Here is a 20,345-nt window from a genome sequence, read left to right on the forward strand (position 1 = left end):
CCCCGAAAGGCGGCGTGCGATGCCGTACCCGTTCCACTGGTTCCCCGCCGACGGCCGACGTCACGCGACGCTGGACCAGCGCCCCCGCGGCGGCTTCCCCGCCACGCGCGAGGTGACCGCGCTCTGCGGCCGCGAGCTCACCGCCGACGACTCCGCCGAGGGCTGGTTCTGGCCCACCTGCCGCGGCTGCGCACCCGAAACCCGCCGCATCGCCGCCGCGGACACCGCCCAGCCCCCGCTCCTGTTCGGCTGAGCGGCGTGCAGCACGACGAACCGGTGCCGGACACCGTCGCGGAAGCCTTCCCCTGGGTGCACTCCCTCCCCGCCGAGGACGCCCGAGAATTCGCCGCCGAGCTGGCGGAAGCCCTCCGCACGACGACCTCGATCGCACCTCACCTCCAGCTCATCACCGAGTGGCGGCACACCGCCGAAGTCCACGCCGATCCCGAACTGGCGGCGCGGCTGGCTCGCGACCTCGATCAGACCGGGTGATCACCGGTCGGATCTGCGGTGGGCTCCGACTCCTCGGGGGTCGACGAGGTCGCGGAGGTCGCGGCCGCCGGGTTCGAAGGTGGGGAGGCTGCCGACGAGGATGGTCTCGCCGGGGGTGAACGGATCGCCCTTGCGCTCGCGGAACTTCGACCTCGGCATCCGGGTGTCCATCATGGACAGTCCGGCGAGCCAGGCGGAGATGCCGCGGTGCTCCGCGGTGAACCAGACGGCGACCGCGGACAGCAGCGCGAACCCGACCGCCAGCCGGTTCACCTCGCTCGGGCCGAGGTCGGCGAAACCGACCAGCAGCACGTACTGCCCGCTGCCGAAGAACACCCGCACCAGCAGCCGCGGCCTGCCGGGCAGCGCGCCGTCCGGGAGCGCCGGGCGCAGCAGCACCGCCCGCTGCCCCAGCGTGCCGCCGCTGCCCACCAGCGTCGGCACCACCAGGACCAGCAGCCCCGGCAACCAGGCGTTCAGCAGCGCCTGCGCCGGATCCGGCAGCACCATCGACGGCGCTCCGGTCGCCAGCAGCAGCACCGCCACCACCCCGCTGTGCAGCGCCGCGCCCGTCAGCACCAGCGCCGCCACGTCGCAGGCCATCCCGAGCAGCCGCCGCTTCGCCGTCACCGGACGCGGCGTCATCGGGCGGGTCGGCGCCTTCCCGCCGACCAGTTCCAGCACCGGCGCCAGCAGCAGCCCGAACGCCGCGCCCAGCGTGTTCATCAGCAGGTCGTCCACGTCGAACAGCCGGTACGCGCACGGGTAGACGAACCACACCCCGGTGAGCTGCGTCGTCTCGATCAGCAGCGAGGTGGCGAACCCGATCGCGACGGTGCCGGCGCGGCCGGTGCGGAACAGGTGCCGCACGAACATGCCCAGCGGCACGAACAGCGCGATGTTCAACAACGCCTGCCCCACCATCGGATCCCGCATCAGCGCGCCGACACCGCCCGAGGCCGCGCGGAAGTCCGCGAGGAAGTCCAGCGGCGCCAGCTGCGGGGCGTACTCGCCCGGGTCGGCGCAGAAACCCGGGCCGACCTCCGGCAGCGGCAGCAGCGTGTAGGTCATCAGCGCCCAGCAGTGCACGACGAAACCGAGCACCACCAGCATCCGTCCCGCGCCGAGCCCGCCGCGCCAGCGGTACTCGCGGGCCACGAACGGCACGAACAACAACACCGCCAGCAGGACTCCGCACACGACTGCGATCACCGCGGGCGTCACCCTGTCGATCAACCCTGCTCCTCGATCACTCTGCGCTGCCGCCCGGTTCCTCGTCCGGGCGCCTTCATCCGGGCCGCTCCGCCCTTCCGCACCGTCCGGCGCGGGTCTCCCGTCCGTGCGCAAGAACGCACTTCGGCCCGCGGCGGCAACCGATCAGCGTTGTCCGGCATGCGCACATCACGTTTTTCCCGCAGGCGGGACGCGCGCGGAACGGATCCACCCGCCCTCCGGCGGACGACGCGGGGGCAAGTCGCCCGCTCGCCCCGCGCGCGGGGGCGGAACCGACCCGAGACCTTAGAGGCCGCGGCGCCGGTGGTCACGATCAGTACATCGACTCGACTAAAGGGGGTAGTCGTGGTGGATCTTGAACCCGGAGAATGCCGGAGCGCCGAAAGGTTGCTGTGCTCAGACTCACCCCTGGGGAAATTCGGGAGAGCGGCCGGTGGGCCACGGCCCGTCGGGGCCGGCCGCCCTCCCGGCACGACCAGGGACACCGGCACCACCGCACCCCAACGCGGTTGATCACGATTGGGGTACTCGTTCGGTCTACTCCACTTGTCGCTGCGCGCCCCGCGCGGTTCAGTCGTGCTGCCCACCCAGCCCGCGGCGGACAGGACGACATGCGGCCGACCGAAGAGCACAGCGATGACCTCCGATGGCGGATTCCCTGCCACGACTCGGGAGGCGAGAATCGCTCCGTGTCGATCCTGGTCATGGGTGATCGGGTGGCCGTCGTGCTCCCGCCCGGCGACACGCTGATCTTCGACCCGGACGAGGCGGACGACTTCGCGGCGCTGCTCGACACGATCGCGACCTGCACGGAACAGTCCAGCACCTGAGCCACCGGGGAGCGCTCGTGGCCCTCATCGACGCGGACCTGAGCTTCGACCCCCGCGACCCGCACTTCCCGCTGCCCGGCACCGACGTGCGCTGGGCCGTGCAGGTGTTCACCACCGGCAACGGCTACGGGCTCGACCCGGCGAGCTGCCACGTCCAGGACGGCCGGCTGCGCTGCGACCGGCTCGCCCTGCTCGGCGGGCAGCGCACCGCGGCCGGCGGCGTCGAGGTGGAGCTGCGCACCGGCGGCGACCGCGCCGAGTGGACCATCAGCGTCGACCACCCGGAACCGGTGAAAGCGGTGAAGCTGCTGCTCACCGGACTCCCCGACGAACCGTGGTGGGCACCGAACACCGGCCGCGGCCACGAGCTCGGCGGCCGCTTCCAGCTCGACTACCCCGGCCCGGAGTGGGCGACGCCGTGGGCGGCGAGCGGCGACGTCGCGCTGAGCGTGCGTGATCCGCTGGTGCGGCGGCAGGTCCTGCACGTGCACCGGCCCGCCTACGCGCCCGGGCGGATCGTCGAGCTCGTGCACCTGCCCGCCGCCTCCGCCCGCACCACGCACCACCGGGTGCCGCCGATCCGGCTGCGCCGCGGCGGCCTCGACGCCGACCTGGACGAGCACCTGTCCTTCGTGGAACGCGCGCACCAGCTCGTGCCGTGGGAGCAGCGCACCGACGTGCCGGACTGGCTGCGGGACGTGGCGCTCGTCGTGACGCTGCACGGGCAGCACTGGACCGGGCACGTGTTCAACACCTTCCCGGCGATGGCCGAGGCGCTGCGCTTCCTCAGCGGGCACGTCGAGCCGCACCGGGTGCTCGCCTACCTGCCCGGCTGGGAAGGCCGCTACTACCACGACTACCCGCGCTACCGGCCCGGCGCGGACCTCGGCGGCGACGCCGGGTTCCACCGTCTCGCCGACGCGGCGCGCGAGCTCGGCGTGCGGCTGATGCCGATGTTCGGCGGGCACGGCGCCAACGTCACCGCCTACCCGGACTGGGAGCGCTCGGTGATCCGCAACGACACCGGGCGGTACGCGGAACTGCTCAACCGGCCCGACTGGGACGGCGACCGCACCGGGGAGGGCGACCAGGTGTTCCTCAACCCGGGCGAGCCGCGGTTCCGGGCGCACCTGGTCGACTCGGTGTCGGCGGTCGTGCGGGAGTTCGGGGTGGACGCGGCGTTCTTCGACACCCTCGGCTACTGGTTCAACGACCCGCGGTACGAGCTGGTGGACGGCTACCGGCGGCTCGTCGCGGAGCTGCGGGACCGGCACCCGGAGCTGCTGCTCGCCGCGGAGGGCTGGTGGGACGCGCTGTCCGCGCTGTTCCCGCTGAGCCAGCAGTGGTTCGGCGTGGACCGGGACCTGCGGGAGCCGCGGGTGCTCACCCGGTACGCGCGCACCACCGGGCACCTCGCCGAGGGCACGCCCGGGCCGGGCAGCACCGGGGTGCACGAGAAGGGCTTCGTGCCGCGGCCCGCCGACGTGGCCCGGCCCGGGCACATCCCGGTCGTCGGCATCGTCGGCGACACCCTCGCCGAGCACGCGGACGAGGTGGCCGCGATCGCCCGGTGGGCGCAGGCGCACCCGCCGAGGTGACCCCCGTCCGGGAGCGGATCAGGTGGTGCGCTCGTGGCACTCGGCGCGCAGGGCTTCCAGCACCGCGCGGATCGCGGGCCGGTCCGTGGCACCGCGCCGGGTCACCGCCTCCACGTTGCGGCCCGCCCGCACTCCCGCCAGCGGGCGCAGCACGAGGCCCGGGTCGTCCACCACGAAGCGCGGCAGCAGCGCCACGCCGTGCCCCGCCGCGACCAGGGCCTCGGTGATCCGGAAGTCGTTGATCCGCTGCACCACCCGCGGCCGGGTCCCGGTCCGGACCGCCAGCGAGCGCAGCACGTCGTCCACCGGGAAGCCCACGTCCACCCCGATCCACGGCTCCGCGGCGAGTTCGGTGAGCTCCACCCGGTCCTTGCGGGCGAGCCGGTGCCCCGGCGGCAGCGCCACGTCGAGCGGTTCCCGGTACAGCGGCGTGATCTCCGCGCGGGCCACGTCGAACGGCGGCGCGTGGTCGTCCCGGTGCGCCACCAGCACGTCGAAGTCCGCGAGCAGCGCGGGCACCTCCGACGGCTGCATGTCGACGTCGCGGAACTCCACGCGCAGCTGCGGCTGCTCGGCGAGCCTGCTCAGCAGCCCGGGCAGCACCAGCAGCGCGCCGGACGGGAACGCCGCCAGCCGCACCGTGCCGCGCGGCGCCGACCGGAAGCTGTTGAGCTCCGCGTCCATCCGCTCCAGCGCGGCCAGCACCTCGTCGGACCGCGCCACCAGCGCCCAACCGGCGTCGGTGAGCCGCAGGCTGCGGCCCGCGGGTTCGGTCAGCGGCACGCCCGCCTCCGACTGCAGCGCCTTGAGCTGTTGGGACACCGCCGACGGCGTGTAGTCCAGCGCTTTCGCCACCGCGGTGACGGTCCCCCGGTCGGCCAGCTCGCGCAGCAGCCGCAATCTCCGAACCTCCATGAAGCGAAACTACATGGATGGTTCAGTTGTTGTCGCTTGTCCTTCATGGAGCGTCGCCGCAAGCTCGGTTCCGTGACCGCCCGAGACCGCCTCCTCGCCGCCTTCGTGGCCCTGCTGTGGGGCATCAACTTCCTCGCCCTCGACTACGCGCTGCGGTGGTTCCCGCCGCTGTTCTTCGCGGGCCTGCGGTTCCTGGTGATCGCGGTGCCGACCGTGCTGCTGGTGCCGCTGCCCGGCGTGCGGTGGCGGTGGCTGCTGGGCTACGGCCTCGGCTTCGGCACCGTGCAGTTCGCGTTCCTGTTCCTGGCGATGGACGCGGGACTGCCGACCGGGCTCGCCTCGCTGGTGCTGCAGGCCTCCGCGCCGTTCACCGTGCTGCTCGGCGGGCTGCTGCTGCGGGAGCGGATCCGGCCGGTGCAGGCCGCGGGCATCGCGATCGCCGTGCTCGGCATGGCCGCGATCGGCTGGCACCGGGCGCAGGCGGCGGCGCTGCTGCCGGTGCTGCTCGCCCTGTGCGGCGCGCTGGGCTGGGCGATCGGCAACCTGTGCAGCCGCCAGGCCCAGGCGCCGAACCCGCTGCGGCTGACGCTGTGGATGTCGATCGTGCCGCCGGTGCCGATGTTCGTGCTGTCCGCGTTCCTGGAAGGCCCCGGCACCGGCTGGCGGGCCGCCGCGGGCTCGGTGCTCTCCCCCGCCGGATGGGCGGCGCTGGGCGGGCTGGCGTTCACCTCGCTGCTGGCGACCGTGGTCGGCTCCGGGCTGTGGACGACGTTGCTGGCGCGGTACCCGGCGAGCACCGTCGCGCCGTTCTCGCTGCTGGTGCCGATCGTCGGCGTCACCTCGGCGTGGCTGGTGCTCGGCGAGCGGCCGCACCCGGTCGAGCTCGCCGCCGGGGTGGTCGTCGTCGGCGGAGTCCTCCTCGGCAGCCGCCCGCCCCGCGCCACCCCGCCACCCCTCGAACCCGTCGCACCTCCGCTCGAAGCAGCACCGGCGGCCGGCGAACACCGGAACGCGTGATTGCAGATGCTGCAGATAGCGGTAGGCTCGGGAACGGGCGAAGGAGGCACCATGAGCGCGATGTTCGAACTGGCGCGACCGGACGACCCGACCAGGGAAGCCTCGTCGAAGCTGCAGCGAGGCGTCGACGAACTGCGCGACTCCCGCGCGCAGCACTCCGCGAGCTTGGCGATCGAGGTCGACGGCCGGTGCGTGCACTACGAACTACCGCCCGCGGTGCTGGACGCGCTGCTGCACACCGCCCGCGAACAGGCCGAGGGACACCGGGTGCGGATCATCGCGCCGGACGCCACCTCCGAGCTGACTCCGAACGAAGCCGCCGCCTACCTCGGGATCTCACGACCGCTGCTGGTCAAACTGCTGGACGCGGGCACGATCCCGGCGCGCAACAAGCCGGGCAGCTCGCATCGGATGATCTCGGTCGCCGACCTGGACGCGTACGCGGAGCGCAAGAGCGCCCGGCAGAACCGGCTCGCCGCAGCGATGGACGACATCGCCGAGCAGGACCTCTACCTGCCCTGACCTGACGAACGGCGGTAGTGCGTGGCCGACGACGAACGGGTGTTCCCGGACACGAACACCCTGTACCCCTACTACATCTGCGACCTGCTGCTGCGGTGCGATATCGAGGGGTTGTTCGAGATCCGCTGGTCCGAAGACCTCTTGGCCGAACTGCTCCGGGTTCCGCCGAGGTCCGGCCGCAAGAGCGCAGCTTCGGTCGAACGGCTCTGCCAGGCGATACGCGAGGTCTTCCCCGAGCGGGAAGTTCCCCGCGCCGCGTACCAGCACTTGATCGACGACATGCCGGGGTCCGATCCGGATGACCGCGTGCATTCCGCGGCGGCCGTCGCCGGAGAGGCGACGGTGCTGCTGACCAGGGATCGGGCTGGATTTCCGCACGAACCCCTCCTGCTGTGGGGAGTTCGGGCGACCAACGTGGACGAGTTCCTCTGCGAACTGTTCGACCGGTACCCGGACGATCTCGGGCGGGTGCTCGACGAACAGGTGGCAGGTCTCGTCCGATCCCGGCTGAGCCACCGGCAACTGCTGGACGCGCTCGGCGTGAACGCGCCGCTGTTCGCCGACCGGGTGCGAGCGCACGCCTCGACATCGTGATGGCCCGCGGTCAGTAGGTGAAGCGGTGGGTCTTCTCGGGGTGGAGGGTGAAGCGGAGCACTCCGGCGGCGAGCATCGCGTCGAGATCGGCGATGCGCGTCGGATCGGTCAGGTCCCAGTAGCGGGCGGCGAGGCGGCGGGCCAGATCCTCCGCCCCGTCCGGTTCGAAGGTGACGCGACCGGACACCGACACCCAGTTCTCGCGCTCCCCCACCGGGGCGGCGACGACGAGCGAGGCGCGCGGGTCGCGTTCCAGCCGCCGCACCTTCAGCGAGCCGGGTTCGGTGAACAGGTGGATCGTGCCGTCGTCGGCGGCGTCGAACCACACCGGGCGGGGTTGCGCCGGGGCCGGAGCCGCCGCGACGGTCAGGAAACCGTGCAGCGGGCGCCGGAGGAGTGCGAGGTCCTCGGTGGTCGGGATGCCGGTGTTCATGGTCTTTCCTCCGCTTTCGCCGTGTGGTCCGGGAAGTGCCTCCCAGTCCGTCGTGGACATCGGGGGTGGTGGCCGCGACCCGCTCTCGCGGCACGAGCGCTCAATGCCAGGCCCCCGCAGCGGCCGCGCGCACCACGTGGTCCTCGAAGGTGCGGGGCGCCCGCCCGAGCAGGGTGGCGAGTTCGTCGGTGGTCCCGGCGATCAGCCCGTCCGCCATCAGCTCGAACATGGCGGCCACCTCGTGCGCGTCCGCCGCGGTCGCGCCTTCCGCGATCAGCGCCGCCTCGTACTCGGCGGACGTGGTGCGGCGGTAGGTGATGGTCCGCCCGGTGGCGCGGGAGATCAGCTCGACGACCTCGCCGAAGGTGATGGCGCGCGGTCCCGACAGCTCGTAGGTCCGCCCGGCGTGCCGCCCCGGCTCGGTGAGCACCGCGGCCGCGGCGTCGGCGACGTCCTCGACGTCGATGAACGGTTCCGGCACCGGTCCGGCGGGCAGCGCGAGTTCCCCGGCCAGCAGCGCGGGCCGGAACACGTCCTCGTCGAAGTTCTGCGCGAAGTTCGACGCGCGCAGCACCGTCCACTCCAGCGCCGAGCCGCGCACCGCTTCCTCCGCGGACCGCATGTCCAGGCCGAACTCCGAATCGCCCCAGCTGTCGGCGCCGCGCCCGGACAGCAGCACCAGCCGCCGCACCCCGGCCGCGTCGGCGCGGGCCACGAAGTCGTGCGCGGGCCCCGGTTCGCGCGGCGCCACCAGGTAGACGGCGTCCACGCCGTGCAGCACCGCGTCCCAACCGGCCGGGTCGTGCCAGTCGAAGCGGGTGGCGCTGGACCGGGAGGCGGCCCGCACCGGGACGCCGCGCAGCCGCAGCCGGGGGACGATGCGGCGGCCGGTCTTGCCGGTGGCGCCGAGGACGAGGGTCGTGCCGTCGTTGTTCACGCCACCGATTCAACGCCGCCGACTCGGACGCGCACATGGGCGAAGAGCCGGATCACCTGTCCGTTCGTCTAACCTCGGTGGGGTGGACGCGTTCAGCGACTTGATCCGCGGGGTGCGGGCGCACGGTTCCCTGTTCGGCGCGACGACCGTCTCGGCGCCGTGGTCGCTGCGCTTCGTGGACGGCGCGCCGCTCACGTTGTGCACCGCGCTGACCGGTTCGGGCTGGGTCGTGCCGGAAGGCCTCCCGCCGGAGCCGCTGCGCGCCGGGGACACGATGATCGTGCGCGGGCCGGGGACGTTCGCCTTCGTCGACGAGGTCGGCACGGGCGCGGAGCCGATGGAGTGCGGGGTGGACTGCGCGACGCCGGAGCAGGGCGGCGCGCGGCACCGGCTCGGCTGGAGCGACCCGGCCGGGGACGCGGGCGCGACCACGCTGATCACCGGCGCGTACCCGGCGCGCGGTGAGATCAGCCGCAGGCTGCTGGACGCGCTGCCCGTGGTGCTGCGGGTGGACGCCGGGGGCACCGCCGACCCGGTGCTGGAGCAGCTGGCCGCCGAGGTCGCCGTGGACGCGCCCGGCCAGCAGGTGGTGCTGGACCGGCTGCTGGACTGGATGCTCGTCTGCACGTTGCGCTCGTGGTTCGACCGGCCCGGCGGCGAACCCCCGGCCTGGTGGGCGGCGCAGCGCGACCCGGTGGTGGGTGCCGCGCTGCGGCTGCTGCACGAGGATCCGGCGGCGCCGTGGTCGGTCGGTTCGCTGGCCGCCCGCGCCGGAGTGTCGCGGTCGACGCTGGCGAAGCGGTTCGCGGACCTGGTGGGCGAGCCGCCGCTGACGTACCTGACGCGCTGGCGGATGACGTTGGCCGCGGACCTGCTGGTGGAGCGGGAGGCGGCGACCGTCGCGGAGGTCGCGCGGACCGTCGGCTACGCGGACCCGTTCGGCTTCAGCGCCGCGTTCAAGCGGGTCCGCGGCATCGGCCCGAGCGCGTTCCGGCAGGCCGCCGCCCGCTGATCACCCGGCACCGATCTCCTCCGCGTAGTGGCAGGCGACCCGGTGCCCGGTGCCGATGGTGCGCAGCTCGGGCCGTTCGGTGTCGCAGCGCTCCGGCCGCCGCCACGGGCAGCGGGTGTGGAAGCGGCAGCCCGTGGGCGGATCGGACGGGGACGGCAGGTCGCCGGAGAGCAGGATCTGCTCGCGCCGGTCCTCCACCTGCGGGTCGGGCACGGGCACCGCGGACAGCAGCGCCTTCGTGTAGGGGTGGCGCGGGGCGGCGTACAGCTCGTCGGAGCCCGCCTCCTCCACCAGCCCGCCCAGGTACATGACGCCGACCCGGTCGGCGATGTGCCGCACCACGGCGAGGTCGTGCGCGATGACCAGGTAGGTGAGGCCGAACTCGCCCTGCAGGTCCTCCAGCAGGTTCACCACCTGCGCCTGCACCGACACGTCCAGCGCGGACACCGGTTCGTCCGCGATGATCAGGTCGGGGCCGACGGCGAGCGCCCGCGCGATGCCGATGCGCTGGCGCTGCCCGCCGGAGAACTCGTGCGGGTACTTGCGCAGCGCCCGCACGGGCAGGCCCACCGCGTCGAGCAGTTCGCGCAGCCGGGCGGCGGTGGGCTCCCGGCCCCGGTCCAGGCCGTGCGCGCGCAGGCCCTCCACCAGCAGCGCCTCCACGGACTGGCGCGGGTCCAACGAGGACAGCGGGTCCTGGAACACCATCTGCATGCGGCGGCGCATCCGGCGCAGCGGTTCGCCCTTCATCCCGGACAGGTCGGTGCCGTCGAACACGACGCGGCCGCCGGTGGGCTTCTCCAGCCGCAGCAGCGCCCGGCCGAGGGTGGACTTCCCGCAGCCGGATTCGCCGACGAGGCCGTAGGTCTCGCCGCGCCGCACGCCCAGCGTCACCCCGTCCACGGCGTGCACGTGGCCGACGGTGCGGTCCAGCACCACGCCGCGCTTGATCGGGAAGTGCACGGCGAGGTCGGTGACCTCGACCAGCACCTCGCGCTCCACGTCGGCGGAGGGGGCGGCGAGCGTCCCCGGGTCCGTGTTCGTCATGACTGCTCCGCGGGGGTGACGGCGTGCTCCCGGACCGGGTTGTGGCAGCGCAGCAGCCGCGCGCCCACGTCGATGGACGCGTCCGGGGGTTCCTGCCCGCAGACCTCCAGCGCGTTCGGGCAGCGCGGGCTGAACGCGCACCCGGTGTCCCACGGCACGTTGTCGCTCACCGAGCCGCGGATCGGCGCGAGCCGCCGCCCGCGCGGCGAGTCCAGCCGGGGCACCGAGGCGAGCAGCCCCGAGGTGTAGGGGTGGCGGGGCCGGGCGAACAGCTCGTGCCGGGTGGCGCGCTCCACGACGCGCCCCGCGTAGAGCACGTTCACCTCGTCGCACAGCCCCGCGACGACGCCCAGGTCGTGCGTGATCATGATGAGCGCGGTGCCGGTGTCGGCGACGAGCGTGGCCAGCAGGTTCAGGATCTGCGCCTGGATCGTCACGTCCAGCGCGGTGGTCGGTTCGTCGGCGATGAGCAGCCGCGGCCGGCAGGCCAGCGCCATCGCGATCAGCGCGCGCTGCCGCATGCCGCCGGAGAGCTGGTGCGGGTACTCCGCGAGCCGCCGCGTCGGGTCGGGGATGCCGACGCGGCGCAGCAGGTCCGCGGCTTCCGGCATCGCCTGCTTGCGGCGGAGGCCGCGGTGGCGCTCGATGACCTCGGAGACCTGCAACCCGATGGGCACCACCGGGTTCAGCGAGGTCAACGGGTCCTGGAACACCATGCCGAGGTCGCTGCCGCGCCGCCGGTCCAGTTCTTTCTTGCCGAGCGAGAGCAGTTCGGTGCCGTCGAACCGCACGGACCCGCCGACTTCGGCGCCGCGCGGCGGCAGCAGCCCCATGATGGCGAGCGAGGTGACGGACTTGCCGCACCCGGATTCGCCGACGAGCCCGACGGTGCGGCCCGGTTCGACGTCGAAGGAGATGCCGTCGACCGCGGTGACCGGCGGCTCGCCGCGGCGCGCGAACACCACCGACAGGTCGCGGACTTCCAGCAGTGCCATATCCGAGGTCCTCACAGGTGGGTGGTCGCGGGCGGCGCGCTCAGCGCCGCCGCTTCGGGTCCAGTGCGTCCCGCAACGACTCGCCGACCAGGGTGAAACCGAGGGCGACGAGGATGATGCAGCCTGCGGGCCAGAACGCCAGCTGCGGGTGCGAGTCGATGACGTCCTGCGCGCCGCCGAGCATCTGGCCCCATTCCGGCACCGAGTCGTCGGCCGCGCCGAGCCCGAGGAACGACAGCGCCGCCGCGTCGATGATCGCCGTCGCCAGCACGAGCGTGGCCTGCACGATCACCGGCCCGAGCGCGTTGGGCAGCATGTGCCGGAACACGATGGCGCTCTCCCGCACGCCCAGCGCCCGCGCGGCGAGCACGTGGTCGCTGGCGCGCTGGGCGAGCATGGTGCCGCGCAGCAGCCTGCCGAAGATCGGCACCTGCACGAGCGCGACGGCGAGGATCACGGTGAACCGGTTCTGCTGGGTGAACAGCGCCCCGATGGACACGGCCAGCAGCAGCGACGGGACGGACAGCAGCACGTCCACGACGCGCATGACGAGCGCGTCGACCCAGCCGCCGAACGCGCCGGCGAGCAAGCCGAGGACCAGCCCGCCACCGAGCCCGATGACGGTGGCCAGCAACGCCACCAGCAGCGTCTGCTGCGAGCCGAGCAGCAGCCGGGACAGCAGGTCGCGGCCGTACTGGTCGCCGCCGAGCGGGTGCCCGGGCTGCGCGGGCGGGATCGTGTTGTCGGCGCGCGAGACCTGGTTCTCCAGCAGGTGCAGCCCGGGGTCGTGCGGGGCGAGCAGCGGCGCGGCCACGGCGAGCAGCACGAACAGTCCGATGAGGGCGGCACCGACGAGGAACGCGGGGCTGTACCGCAGCCGCCGCCACGCGGAGGCGACGAGGCTCACGCCGATGTCCGCTTCGGCCAGGTCGTCGATGCGCGCCTTGCGCGCGGTGGGCGTCACCACGGTCACCTCGCCCGCAATCGGGGGTCGATCAACGCGTACGAGAGGTCGACGAGCAGGTTGACCAGCACGTACACCATCGCCGCCGCCAGGATCACCACTTGCAGCACCGGGAAGTCCTTGCGCTCGAAGCCGACGGCGACGGCTTGGCCGATCCCGGCGATGTTGAACACCCGCTCGGTGAGCACGGCACCCGCGAGCAGCGCCCCGGTCTGCAGGCCGACGGTGGTGACCACCGGCAGCAGCGCGTTGTGCAGCACGTGCCTGCGCCGGATCACCGCCCCGCTGAGCCCCTTGGCGCGAGCGGTGCGCACGTAGTCCTCGTCGAGCACGTCGAGGACGGCGGCCCGGGTGATCCGGAAGATCACCGCGAACGGGATGGTGGACAGCGCGACCGCGGGCAGCGCCAGGTGCACCAGCGCGTTCCACGCGGCGTCCCACTCGCGGGTCAGGAGCCCGTCGAGGACGTAGAAGCCGGTGACGCGGGTGGCGTCGAGCCCGACGTCCTGCCTGCCGGACGCGGGCAGCCAGCCCAGCTGCACGGCGAACACGAACTTCAGCAGGAACGCCAGGAAGAACACCGGTACCGCGACGCCGACGAGCGACCAGGTGATGCTCAGGTTGTCCCACCAGCCGCCGCGGCGGCGGGCGGCGAGGTAGCCGAGCGGGATGCCGACGGCGACGGCGAGCAGCAGCGCCAGCAGCGAGAGCTCGATGGTCGCGGGGAAGCGGGTGAGGAACACCTGCACGGCGGGCGATCCGCGCTCCACGCCGGTGGAGGTGCCGAAGTCGCCGCTGAGCGCGCGCAGCAGGAACTTCCCGTACTGCGACCAGATCGGCTGGTCCAGCCCGAGCTGCGCTTCCAGCGCGGCCCGGGATTCGGGGGTGGCGCGGTCGCCGAGCAGCGCGGACACCGGCCCGCCGGGCAGCAGCCGCAGCCAGCCGAACAGCAGCACGGACAGGACGAAGGCGACGAGCACCAGCTGCGCCAGTCGCCGGATCGTGTAGCGGAGCACGCGTCCCCCGGGTTGTGCGGTACTGCGTCCTGTGTGGACGGACCTCGGTCCGCCGGTGCGGGGGGGGGCGATCGGATCGCGGCCCCCCGGGGATCAGCCGGTGACGGTCACCCCGGCGAACTCCTCCGCGGTCAGCGGGGACGGGACGAGCCCGTGCACGTTCTCGCCGACCACGATCGCGGGCGGCGAGTGCGACAGCGGCACGGCGGGCAGGTACTCGGCCAGCAGCTTGCGGTTGATCTCCTGGTACCGGCCGTTGCGCTTCGCCTCGTCCGGTTCGCCGTCGGCGGCCCGGAGTTCGGCGGCCAGCGGCTCGCCCCACGGGGATCCCGCGGTGTAGAAGCGGCTCGTGGGCGTGCCGAAGAACGTGCCGATGAAGTTGTCCGGCGTGTTGTAGTCCCCGGTCCAGCCGAGCAGGAAGACGTCGGCGCGGGCGTTGTCCACGTCGTCGATGTAGCCGCCGTTCCACGGCTTGCTCACCGCGTTCACCGTGATGCCGACCTCGCGGAGGTCTTCGGCGAGCGCGTTGTAGATGCCCTGCGGGTCCGGCATGTAGGGCCGGGTCACCTCGGCGGGCCAGTAGAAGGTCAGGGTGAGGTCGGCGGCGCCCGCTTCGGCGAGCAGCTGCCGGGCGCGGTCCGGGTCGTGCGGGTACTGCCGCACGTCGGGCGCCCAGCCATCGACGGTGTCCGGGTAGAACTGGGTGGCGACCTCGGCGCCTTCCGGCAGGTTCGCCCGGACCAGGTTCTCCCGGTCCACCGCGTGCGCCAGCGCCTGGCGCACCCGCAGGTCGCGCAGCTTCGGGTTGTTCTTCTGCGTGATCCCCAGGTACATGATGTTGAACGGGTCGCGGATCTCGACCTGGTTCCCCGCGTCCCGCAACGCCTTCAGGTCGGCGGCGTTCGGCAGGTCGTAGCCGTCGATGCCGCCGGATTCGAGCTCCTGCTTGCGGGTGGTCTCGTCCGGGATGATCCGGAACGTGAGGTCGTGCAGCTTCGCCTTCTCGCCCCAGTACTCGTCGTTGCGCTCCAACCGGATCGCGGCGTTGCCCTGGTCGTAGGAGACGAACCGGAACGGTCCGGTGCCCGTCGGGTGCGACTGCGCGTACTCGGGGTAGGTGAAGCTGTCGCCCACGGCGCGCACGTCGTTCGCCCGGTACCGCTCCATCGCCGCGGGCGACTGCATGCTGAACGCGGGCAGGCCGAGCAGGTCGGGGAACTTCGAGGTGGCGCGGGTGAGGTGCACGGTCGCGGTCGCCGGGTCCGGGCTCTCGCAGGACGCGTACAGCGAGGGCTGCGCGCCGTCGGCGAAGCCGCCGAAGTTCTCGATCCAGTAGTAGGACAGCGCGTTGTTCTGCCCGGCGCCGGTCTGGTGGTACCAGCGCTCGAAGTTCGCGCAGACCGCGCTGCCGTCGAAGTCGGTGCCGTCGTGGAACTTCACGCCCTGCCGGAGGTGGAAGGTCCAGGCCTTGCCGTCGGCGGTGTGCTCCCAGCTCTCGGCGAGCTCCGGTTCGACGTCGGCGGTGCCCGCCTTGAAACCGACGAGCCCTTCCATGATCTGGCGGGTGACGCGGAACGTCTCGCCGTCGGAGGCGTAGAACGGGTCGAACAGGTCGGGAGCCCCCGCGGCGCCGAAGGTGAGGCTGCCGCCCTCACCACCGCCCTCGCCGCGTTGGGACTCGGCACATCCTGCCGCTGCTGCCACGAGCGCGCAGGCGATTCCCGCGATCGCGGCCCGGCGCCGGATGCCGGACGGGTGCGGCCTCGACGGAGCTCTCATCACAGCACCTCGATGTGTCTCAGGTCTCACATTGCGGAGAACACTAGCCCGCGCGGCGCCCCCATTGGAGTAGGTCAGGTTACGATCTCGCTACCTCGACGAATCCGCGCTCGCGAATTTTCCCAACGATCGCCGGGAATTCCGGGAATGCGCAGCACCCGCTCCGACCTGCACGTTCGCCCCGCCAGATCAGTTCTCATTCCCGCACGGACGCGGTTTTCCCGCCGCGGAATTGACCCGGACGGCGCAATCCGGTGCACCGTTCACCGTCGATTCCGGCACGATCTCGCAGCAGCGATTCCCAGTTCGCCCGGCCCGTTTTCCGAGGCCGGGCGAGCGCGATTCCCGCCGAGCGGATCAGCCGGGTGCGCCGGTCGCGGCGGGGCCGATCCGGACGTCGGCGCGGGCGCGGGTGCCGTCGGCGGCGAACCAGTCCCGCTCGAAGCGCTGCCAGCGGCGCAGCTCGCCGCGCGCGCCCTCCCCGTCCCGCGCCACCGCCCGTTCCAGGCGCGCGGCCGGCCCCACCGGCTCCACCCAGACCACAGTGGACAATCGTGGCGCGAGGTCCGCGCGCGCGGCGGAAACCCCTTCCAGCACCAGGACTTCCGGCACCGGAACCGGCACGTGCGCGCCCAGCACCGGGAGCCCGCCCGGCCACTCGGTGCGGCGGTACCCGCCCGGCCGGCCCGCGGCCAGCGGCTCCAGCACGCCCGCGCGCAACCGGGGCCACCACTCGACCGGCTCGTCCCAGGTGGCGAAGTCATCGGTGCGGACCAGGCGGGCGTCGACCCCGCCCAGCCGGGACAGCAGCAGGTCGGCGAACGTGGACTTGCCCGCCCCCGACGGGCCGTCCACCGCCAGCACCCGCACCGGGCCCAGCCGCGCCGGGGCCGCCAGCAGGTGCGCGACCGCCGCGTCGGCGGCCCGCTCGAACTCGTTCACCGCGGCACCTCGACCCGGTGGCGGGACGCCCCGCGCCCCGCCACCCGGTTCACATCGCGCGGCGGCCCGACAGGGCGCGCCCCAACGTCAGCTCGTCCGCGAACTCCAGGTCACCGCCCATCGGCAGGCCCGAGGCCAGCCGCGTCACGTTCAGCCCGGGGAAGTCCCGCAGCATCCGCACCAGGTACGTCGCCGTCGCCTCCCCCTCGGTGTTCGGGTCCGTCGCGATGATCACCTCGGTGATCTCGTCGGTCCCGATGCGGGTCAGCAGCTGGCGCACCCGGAGCTGGTCCGGACCGATGCCCGACAACGGGTCCAGCGCACCGCCGAGCACGTGGTAGCGGCCCTTGAACTCGCGGGTGCGCTCCACCGCGAGGACGTCCTTGGGCTCCTCGACCACGCACACCAGCGCGGTGTCGCGGCGAGCGTCCTGGCAGATCCGGCACTTCTCCTGCTCGGAGACGTTGCCGCAGATCTCGCAGAACATCACGCCTTCCTTGACCTTCTGCAGCACCTCCTGCAACCGGGTCACGTCCGCCGGTTCCGCCGCGAGCAAGTGGAAGGCGAGGCGCTGGGCGCTCTTCGGACCGATGCCGGGCAGCCTGCCCAGCTCGTCGATCAAGTCCTGGACCGGACCTTCGTACACCGTGGACGCTCCGTCACATGCCGGGCAGGCCGAGCCCGCCCAGTCCCTGGCCACCGCCCAGCGCGCCGGTCACCGGGCCCATCTTCTCGGCCTGGAGCTCCTGCGCGGCCCGGTTCGCGTCGCGCACCGCGGCCACCACCAGGTCCGAGAGCGTCTCGGTGTCCTCGGGGTCGGCGGCCTTCGGGTCGATGGTCACGGCCTTGAGCTCGCCGGTGCCGCTGACGACCGCCGTCACCAGCCCGCCGCCCGCGCTGCCGGTCGCTTCCGCGTCGGCGAGTTCCTGCTGCGCGCTCATCAGCTGCTGCTGCATCTGCTGCGCCTGTTCCATGATCTGCTGCATGTTCGGCTGGCCACCCGGTTGCACCGTGGTCCTCCAGAGCTGTTCGCGGTCGCCGCTGGGGTTCGTCGCGTGGCGCTGTCGATCGCGCCCGGCGTTCCGGCTCACCGGCCCGAACCCAGCGTGGGCACGTGCCCGAACGGGCACTCCGCCCAGGGTAGTCGTGCCGGAGCCGCCCCGGCCGCGACCACCCGCCGTGTCGGCCCGCGGGTCAGCTCGGCCGGTGGAAGGTGACGGTGAGGCCGCCGCAGGACGGGCAGTTGCGCATGACGTCGTTGCCCGGTTCCTGGTCCTGCTTCGACCACCCGTACGCGCGCGGGCAGTGCTCGTTGAGGGCGTCGCTGTAGGGCGTCTTCTCGTCGCGGCTCGGGTTCGTGCACAGCTGCGGTTGCCCGTCCTCGCCGCCGGTGAGGTTCTCCGGCGGGCAGTACGGCAGCAGCGGTTCCGCGCAGCCGACCTGCTCGCACTGGTTGGAGTCCGGCGGCGGGTCGGCGTCGTCCGGTTCGATGGTGATCGGCAGCGACACCGCGTTGACGTAGCTGACGTTGTACCAGGGCGCGTCCGGGTCGGCGGGGTCGAAGTTGAACTCCGCCAGCCCGGCCGGTTCCTCACCGGTGGTGCAGGTGTCCGCCTCCGGGCCGCAGTCGCCGATGGCGCAGTGGAAGTCGGCACCCGGTTCGCCGGAGCAGCCCTGGCGGGCGAAGAACTTGCCGCGCCAGTGCCCCGCTTCGCCGGACTCGGGGACGGTGATCGTCGCGGACTCGCCGTCCGCCAGCACCGGCAGGCCGGTGAGCTGCTCCGAGCCGTCCGGGTTGGTGGTGCTGCCGATCCACAGCTGCTCGCCGGAATCGTTGACGAAGGTGACGGTGTGGTCCGGGGTCTCCTGCGCCGTGGCCGAAGCGGCCCCGGTGAGCAGGAGCAGGCCGGTGAGCAGGCACGCTGATGTCCGCATGGGTCCTCTTCCAGCAACGCGGCGGCTGAGCGGTCGCCGATCATCGTAAGACGCCGAGGCCGTCCTGCCGCTGCGGCGAATTTCCCAGGGTCCGGTGGCCCGGTTTCACCCCTGCGGCGGTAGCACTCGACTCCGCCGGGCGGCCGGTCGCGACCAGGCGGACGGCCCAACCCGCGTCGCCCACCGGCCGCAACGATCAAGGTGTTGATCACCTCCTCCCGGCAGGTCCCCGGGGGCGCCGCGCGTGACAAGGTGAGCGCATGGCGGTGGACATGGTGCGGTTGCTGGAACTGGCGAGCTGGCGGGCGTTCGACGTGGACGAGGCGGGACGGGTGCTCGCCGGGTCCGACGAGTCGGGCTCCACCCAGCTCGTGGAGCTCTCCCCCAACGGCGGCGCGACCGCGCTGACCGCCCTGTCCGGCGCGGTCACCGGCCGGTACCTGCCCGGCGAGCGCGCGGCGATCATCCAGCACGACACCGGCGGCAACGAGCGCGGCCAGCTGTCCCTGATGCGCCTGGACCGCCGCCGCACCCGGCCCGCCGAGCTCGACGACCTGCAGCCGCTGGTGCGGGACCCGCGCTACGTGCACCGGCTGCTGGACGTGCTGCCCGGGCGGCTCGTGTACGCCACGAACCGGCGCAACGGCGTCGACTTCGACGTGGTCATCCGCAGCGCGCTCACCGGCGAGGAGATCGTCGTCTACGACGGCGGCGGCATGGTGCAGGAGGCCGCCGCGTCCCCGGACAGCCACTACCTGGCGCTGACGCTGCCCGGCGAGCGGCCGATGTCCGACCAGGTGCTGCTGGTGGACACGATGCCCACCACCGACGGCGGGCGCCTCCGCGTGCTCACCGGACCCGGCGAGCACACCCGCAACACGCACGTCCGCTGGCTGCCCGACGACTCCGGGCTGGTCGTGAGCAGCAACGCCGACCGGGACCGCGTCGGCGTGGCCCGCATCGACCCGCGCACCGGCGACCGCACCTGGCTGGTGACCTCCGAGGAGCACGACCTGCTCGGCTGGCTGGCGCCGGACGGGAACTCGCTGCTGGTGCAGGCGAACGACGACGGCGCGGGCCGGCTGGCGCTGCACGACGCGCGGACCGGGCGGTTGCGGCGCGAGGTCCCGCTGCCCGGCGAAGGCTGGTGCGCGTTCCCGCTGCCCTCCCCCGTGTGGTCCCCCGATTCGCGGCTGGTCGCGCTGTCCTTCAGCGCCCCCGACGTGCCCGGCGACGTGCTGGTCCTCGACGTCGAGCAGGACGACCCGCCGCTGGCGATGACCGGCTCGGCGGCCGCGCTCGCCGGGGAACGCCTGGTCACACCGTCGGTGCACCGCGTTCCCACGCCCGACGGCGAGCAGGTGCCGTGCTTCGCGTACCGGCCCGAGGACCCCACCGGCTCCTCGGTGCTGATCATCCACGGCGGGCCGGAAGGCCAGTCGGTGCGCACCTTCAACCCGATCGTGCAAGCGCTCGCCGCGCAGGGGCACACCGTGCTGGTGCCGAACGTGCGCGGCTCCACCGGCTACGGGAAGCGCTGGTACAGCGCCGACGACGGGCGCAAGCGGCTCGATTCGGTGCGGGACCTCGCGGCGCTGCACGACTGGCTGCCGAGCCTCGGGCTGGACCCGGCGCGGTCGGCGCTGTGGGGCGGCTCGTACGGCGGGTACATGGTGCTGGCCGGGTTGGCGTTCCAGCCGGAGCGGTGGGCCGCCGGGGTGGACATCGTCGGCATCTCCTCGCTGGTGACGTTCCTGGAGAACACCTCGCCGTACCGGCGGGCGCACCGCGAACGCGAGTACGGCTCGCTGGCCGCGGATGCCGAGTTCCTGCGGGAGGCCTCGCCGCTGACGCACGTGGACGCGATCTCGGCGCCGCTGTTCGTGATCCACGGGGCGAACGACCCGCGGGTGCCGCTGTCCGAGGCCGAGCAGCTGGCGACGGCGGTCCGCCGCGGTGGCGTCGAGTGCGAACTGCTCGTGTTCGACGACGAGGGCCACGGCTTGGCGAAGCGCTCCAACCGCCTCGACGCCTACCCGAGGGCGCTGGCGTTCCTCACCCGCCACCTGATCTGACGCGCCGGG

At 73.1% G+C, this 20,345-nt stretch carries 22 protein-coding genes; 9 read left to right on the plus strand and 13 right to left on the minus strand.

The features are described from left to right. On the plus strand, positions 1-253 hold a 253-nt coding region (locus LCD31_RS08380; protein WP_224957088.1), incomplete at its 5' end, for a zinc finger protein. Positions 254-258: 5 nt separating this feature from the next. Further along, entirely contained in the window at positions 259-492 is a 234-nt protein-coding gene (locus LCD31_RS08385; protein ID WP_224957089.1) for a hypothetical protein, read from the plus strand. On the opposite strand, the gene LCD31_RS08390 is transcribed toward LCD31_RS08385, so the two are convergent. After that, positions 493-1,728: a VanZ family protein gene (locus LCD31_RS08390; RefSeq protein ID WP_224957090.1), complete on the minus strand. Its 1,236-nt coding sequence runs from the start codon at positions 1,726-1,728 to the stop codon at positions 493-495. It lies immediately after the preceding gene. 686 nt (positions 1,729-2,414) lie between these two features. On the opposite strand from LCD31_RS08390, the gene LCD31_RS08395 reads away from it, so the two are divergent. Beyond that, the gene (locus tag LCD31_RS08395) at positions 2,415-2,555 is read left to right on the plus strand and encodes a hypothetical protein (RefSeq protein WP_224957092.1); all 141 of its coding nucleotides are present in this window, start codon (positions 2,415-2,417) and stop codon (positions 2,553-2,555) included. Between the two features lie 17 nt (positions 2,556-2,572). After that, positions 2,573-4,153: a hypothetical protein gene (locus tag LCD31_RS08400; protein ID WP_224957093.1), complete on the plus strand. Its 1,581-nt coding sequence runs from the start codon at positions 2,573-2,575 to the stop codon at positions 4,151-4,153. A gap of 18 nt (positions 4,154-4,171) precedes the next feature. On the opposite strand, the gene LCD31_RS08405 is transcribed toward LCD31_RS08400, so the two are convergent. Next, a complete protein-coding gene (locus LCD31_RS08405; RefSeq protein WP_224957094.1) occupies positions 4,172-5,068 on the minus strand; it encodes a LysR family transcriptional regulator in 897 nt (298 codons plus the stop codon). A gap of 72 nt (positions 5,069-5,140) precedes the next feature. Between LCD31_RS08405 and LCD31_RS08410 the strand changes: the two genes are divergently transcribed. Genes LCD31_RS08410 through LCD31_RS08420 form a run of 3 tightly spaced genes read left to right on the plus strand, consistent with a single transcriptional unit; the run spans position 5,141 to position 7,201 of the window. Beyond that, positions 5,141-6,085 carry an EamA family transporter gene (locus tag LCD31_RS08410; protein ID WP_224957095.1) on the plus strand — a complete coding sequence of 315 codons (945 nt, stop codon included), beginning with the start codon at positions 5,141-5,143 and terminating at the stop codon, positions 6,083-6,085. 51 nt (positions 6,086-6,136) lie between these two features. After that, positions 6,137-6,607, plus strand: a complete 471-nt coding sequence (locus tag LCD31_RS08415; protein WP_224957096.1) for a helix-turn-helix domain-containing protein — start codon at positions 6,137-6,139, stop codon at positions 6,605-6,607. A gap of 21 nt (positions 6,608-6,628) precedes the next feature. Then, positions 6,629-7,201: a PIN domain-containing protein gene (locus LCD31_RS08420; protein WP_224957097.1), complete on the plus strand. Its 573-nt coding sequence runs from the start codon at positions 6,629-6,631 to the stop codon at positions 7,199-7,201. Positions 7,202-7,211: 10 nt separating this feature from the next. Here the strand turns inward: LCD31_RS08420 and LCD31_RS08425 are convergent, their stop codons facing one another. Both LCD31_RS08425 and LCD31_RS08430 read right to left on the minus strand, forming a co-directional pair. Next, complete coding sequence (locus tag LCD31_RS08425) at positions 7,212-7,634, minus strand: pyridoxamine 5'-phosphate oxidase family protein (protein WP_224957098.1); 423 nt, start codon at positions 7,632-7,634, stop codon at positions 7,212-7,214. Positions 7,635-7,734: 100 nt separating this feature from the next. Next, positions 7,735-8,571 carry an NAD(P)H-binding protein gene (locus LCD31_RS08430; protein ID WP_224957100.1) on the minus strand — a complete coding sequence of 279 codons (837 nt, stop codon included), beginning with the start codon at positions 8,569-8,571 and terminating at the stop codon, positions 7,735-7,737. Between the two features lie 82 nt (positions 8,572-8,653). Here LCD31_RS08430 and LCD31_RS08435 point away from each other — a divergent pair, with 82 nt between their 5' ends. Beyond that, a complete protein-coding gene (locus LCD31_RS08435; protein WP_224957101.1) occupies positions 8,654-9,583 on the plus strand; it encodes an AraC family transcriptional regulator in 930 nt (309 codons plus the stop codon). Here LCD31_RS08435 and LCD31_RS08440 read toward each other — a convergent pair whose 3' ends face one another. The 9 genes from LCD31_RS08440 to LCD31_RS08480 form a co-directional block, all read right to left on the minus strand. Beyond that, positions 9,584-10,630: an ABC transporter ATP-binding protein gene (locus tag LCD31_RS08440; RefSeq protein ID WP_224957102.1), complete on the minus strand. Its 1,047-nt coding sequence runs from the start codon at positions 10,628-10,630 to the stop codon at positions 9,584-9,586. It lies immediately after the preceding gene. Beyond that, positions 10,627-11,625: an ABC transporter ATP-binding protein gene (locus tag LCD31_RS08445; protein WP_224957103.1), complete on the minus strand. Its 999-nt coding sequence runs from the start codon at positions 11,623-11,625 to the stop codon at positions 10,627-10,629. The genes LCD31_RS08440 and LCD31_RS08445 overlap by 4 nt, the downstream gene beginning before the upstream one ends. 40 nt (positions 11,626-11,665) lie before the next feature. Beyond that, positions 11,666-12,592: an ABC transporter permease gene (locus tag LCD31_RS08450; RefSeq protein ID WP_224957104.1), complete on the minus strand. Its 927-nt coding sequence runs from the start codon at positions 12,590-12,592 to the stop codon at positions 11,666-11,668. 2 nt (positions 12,593-12,594) lie between these two features. Then, positions 12,595-13,605, minus strand: coding sequence for an ABC transporter permease (locus LCD31_RS08455; protein WP_224957105.1), 1,011 nt, complete (start codon positions 13,603-13,605; stop codon positions 12,595-12,597). A gap of 93 nt (positions 13,606-13,698) precedes the next feature. Next, positions 13,699-15,384, minus strand: coding sequence for an ABC transporter substrate-binding protein (locus tag LCD31_RS08460; protein WP_224957106.1), 1,686 nt, complete (start codon positions 15,382-15,384; stop codon positions 13,699-13,701). Positions 15,385-15,741: 357 nt separating this feature from the next. Next, positions 15,742-16,326, minus strand: coding sequence for a uridine kinase (locus tag LCD31_RS08465; RefSeq protein WP_224957107.1), 585 nt, complete (start codon positions 16,324-16,326; stop codon positions 15,742-15,744). Positions 16,327-16,375: 49 nt separating this feature from the next. Next, entirely contained in the window at positions 16,376-16,972 is a 597-nt protein-coding gene (gene recR / locus LCD31_RS08470) for a recombination mediator RecR (protein ID WP_224957109.1), read from the minus strand. Positions 16,973-16,985: 13 nt separating this feature from the next. Further along, on the minus strand, positions 16,986-17,312 hold the full coding sequence (locus LCD31_RS08475; RefSeq protein ID WP_224957125.1) for a YbaB/EbfC family nucleoid-associated protein: 327 nt from the start codon (positions 17,310-17,312) through the stop codon (positions 16,986-16,988). Between the two features lie 208 nt (positions 17,313-17,520). Further along, positions 17,521-18,261 (minus strand): thaumatin family protein, encoded by a 741-nt coding sequence (locus LCD31_RS08480; protein WP_224957111.1) that lies wholly within the window; start codon positions 18,259-18,261, stop codon positions 17,521-17,523. A 260-nt stretch (positions 18,262-18,521) separates the two neighbouring features. On the opposite strand from LCD31_RS08480, the gene LCD31_RS08485 reads away from it, so the two are divergent. After that, positions 18,522-20,336 carry a S9 family peptidase gene (locus LCD31_RS08485; RefSeq protein WP_224957113.1) on the plus strand — a complete coding sequence of 605 codons (1,815 nt, stop codon included), beginning with the start codon at positions 18,522-18,524 and terminating at the stop codon, positions 20,334-20,336. Positions 20,337-20,345: the final 9 nt, after the last annotated feature.

Source organism: Saccharopolyspora sp. 6M (assembly GCF_020176775.1).
Classification (GTDB): Bacteria; Actinomycetota; Actinomycetes; order Mycobacteriales; family Pseudonocardiaceae; genus Saccharopolyspora_C; species Saccharopolyspora_C gregorii.

Bases quoted from the DNA above. Each gene is read 5' to 3' on its own strand.
- LCD31_RS08405 (WP_224957094.1), bottom strand. From the start codon at position 5,068: ATGGAGGTTCGGAGATTGCGGCTGCTGCGCGAGCTGGCCGACCGGGGG.
- LCD31_RS08415 (WP_224957096.1), top strand. From the start codon at position 6,137: ATGAGCGCGATGTTCGAACTGGCGCGACCGGACGACCCGACCAGGGAA.
- LCD31_RS08425 (WP_224957098.1), bottom strand. From the start codon at position 7,634: ATGAACACCGGCATCCCGACCACCGAGGACCTCGCACTCCTCCGGCGC.
- LCD31_RS08440 (WP_224957102.1), bottom strand. From the start codon at position 10,630: ATGACGAACACGGACCCGGGGACGCTCGCCGCCCCCTCCGCCGACGTG.
- LCD31_RS08445 (WP_224957103.1), bottom strand. From the start codon at position 11,625: ATGGCACTGCTGGAAGTCCGCGACCTGTCGGTGGTGTTCGCGCGCCGC.
- LCD31_RS08460 (WP_224957106.1), bottom strand. From the start codon at position 15,384: ATGAGAGCTCCGTCGAGGCCGCACCCGTCCGGCATCCGGCGCCGGGCC.
- LCD31_RS08475 (WP_224957125.1), bottom strand. From the start codon at position 17,312: ATGCAGCAGATCATGGAACAGGCGCAGCAGATGCAGCAGCAGCTGATG.
- LCD31_RS08480 (WP_224957111.1), bottom strand. From the start codon at position 18,261: ATGCGGACATCAGCGTGCCTGCTCACCGGCCTGCTCCTGCTCACCGGG.
- LCD31_RS08485 (WP_224957113.1), top strand. From the start codon at position 18,522: ATGGCGGTGGACATGGTGCGGTTGCTGGAACTGGCGAGCTGGCGGGCG.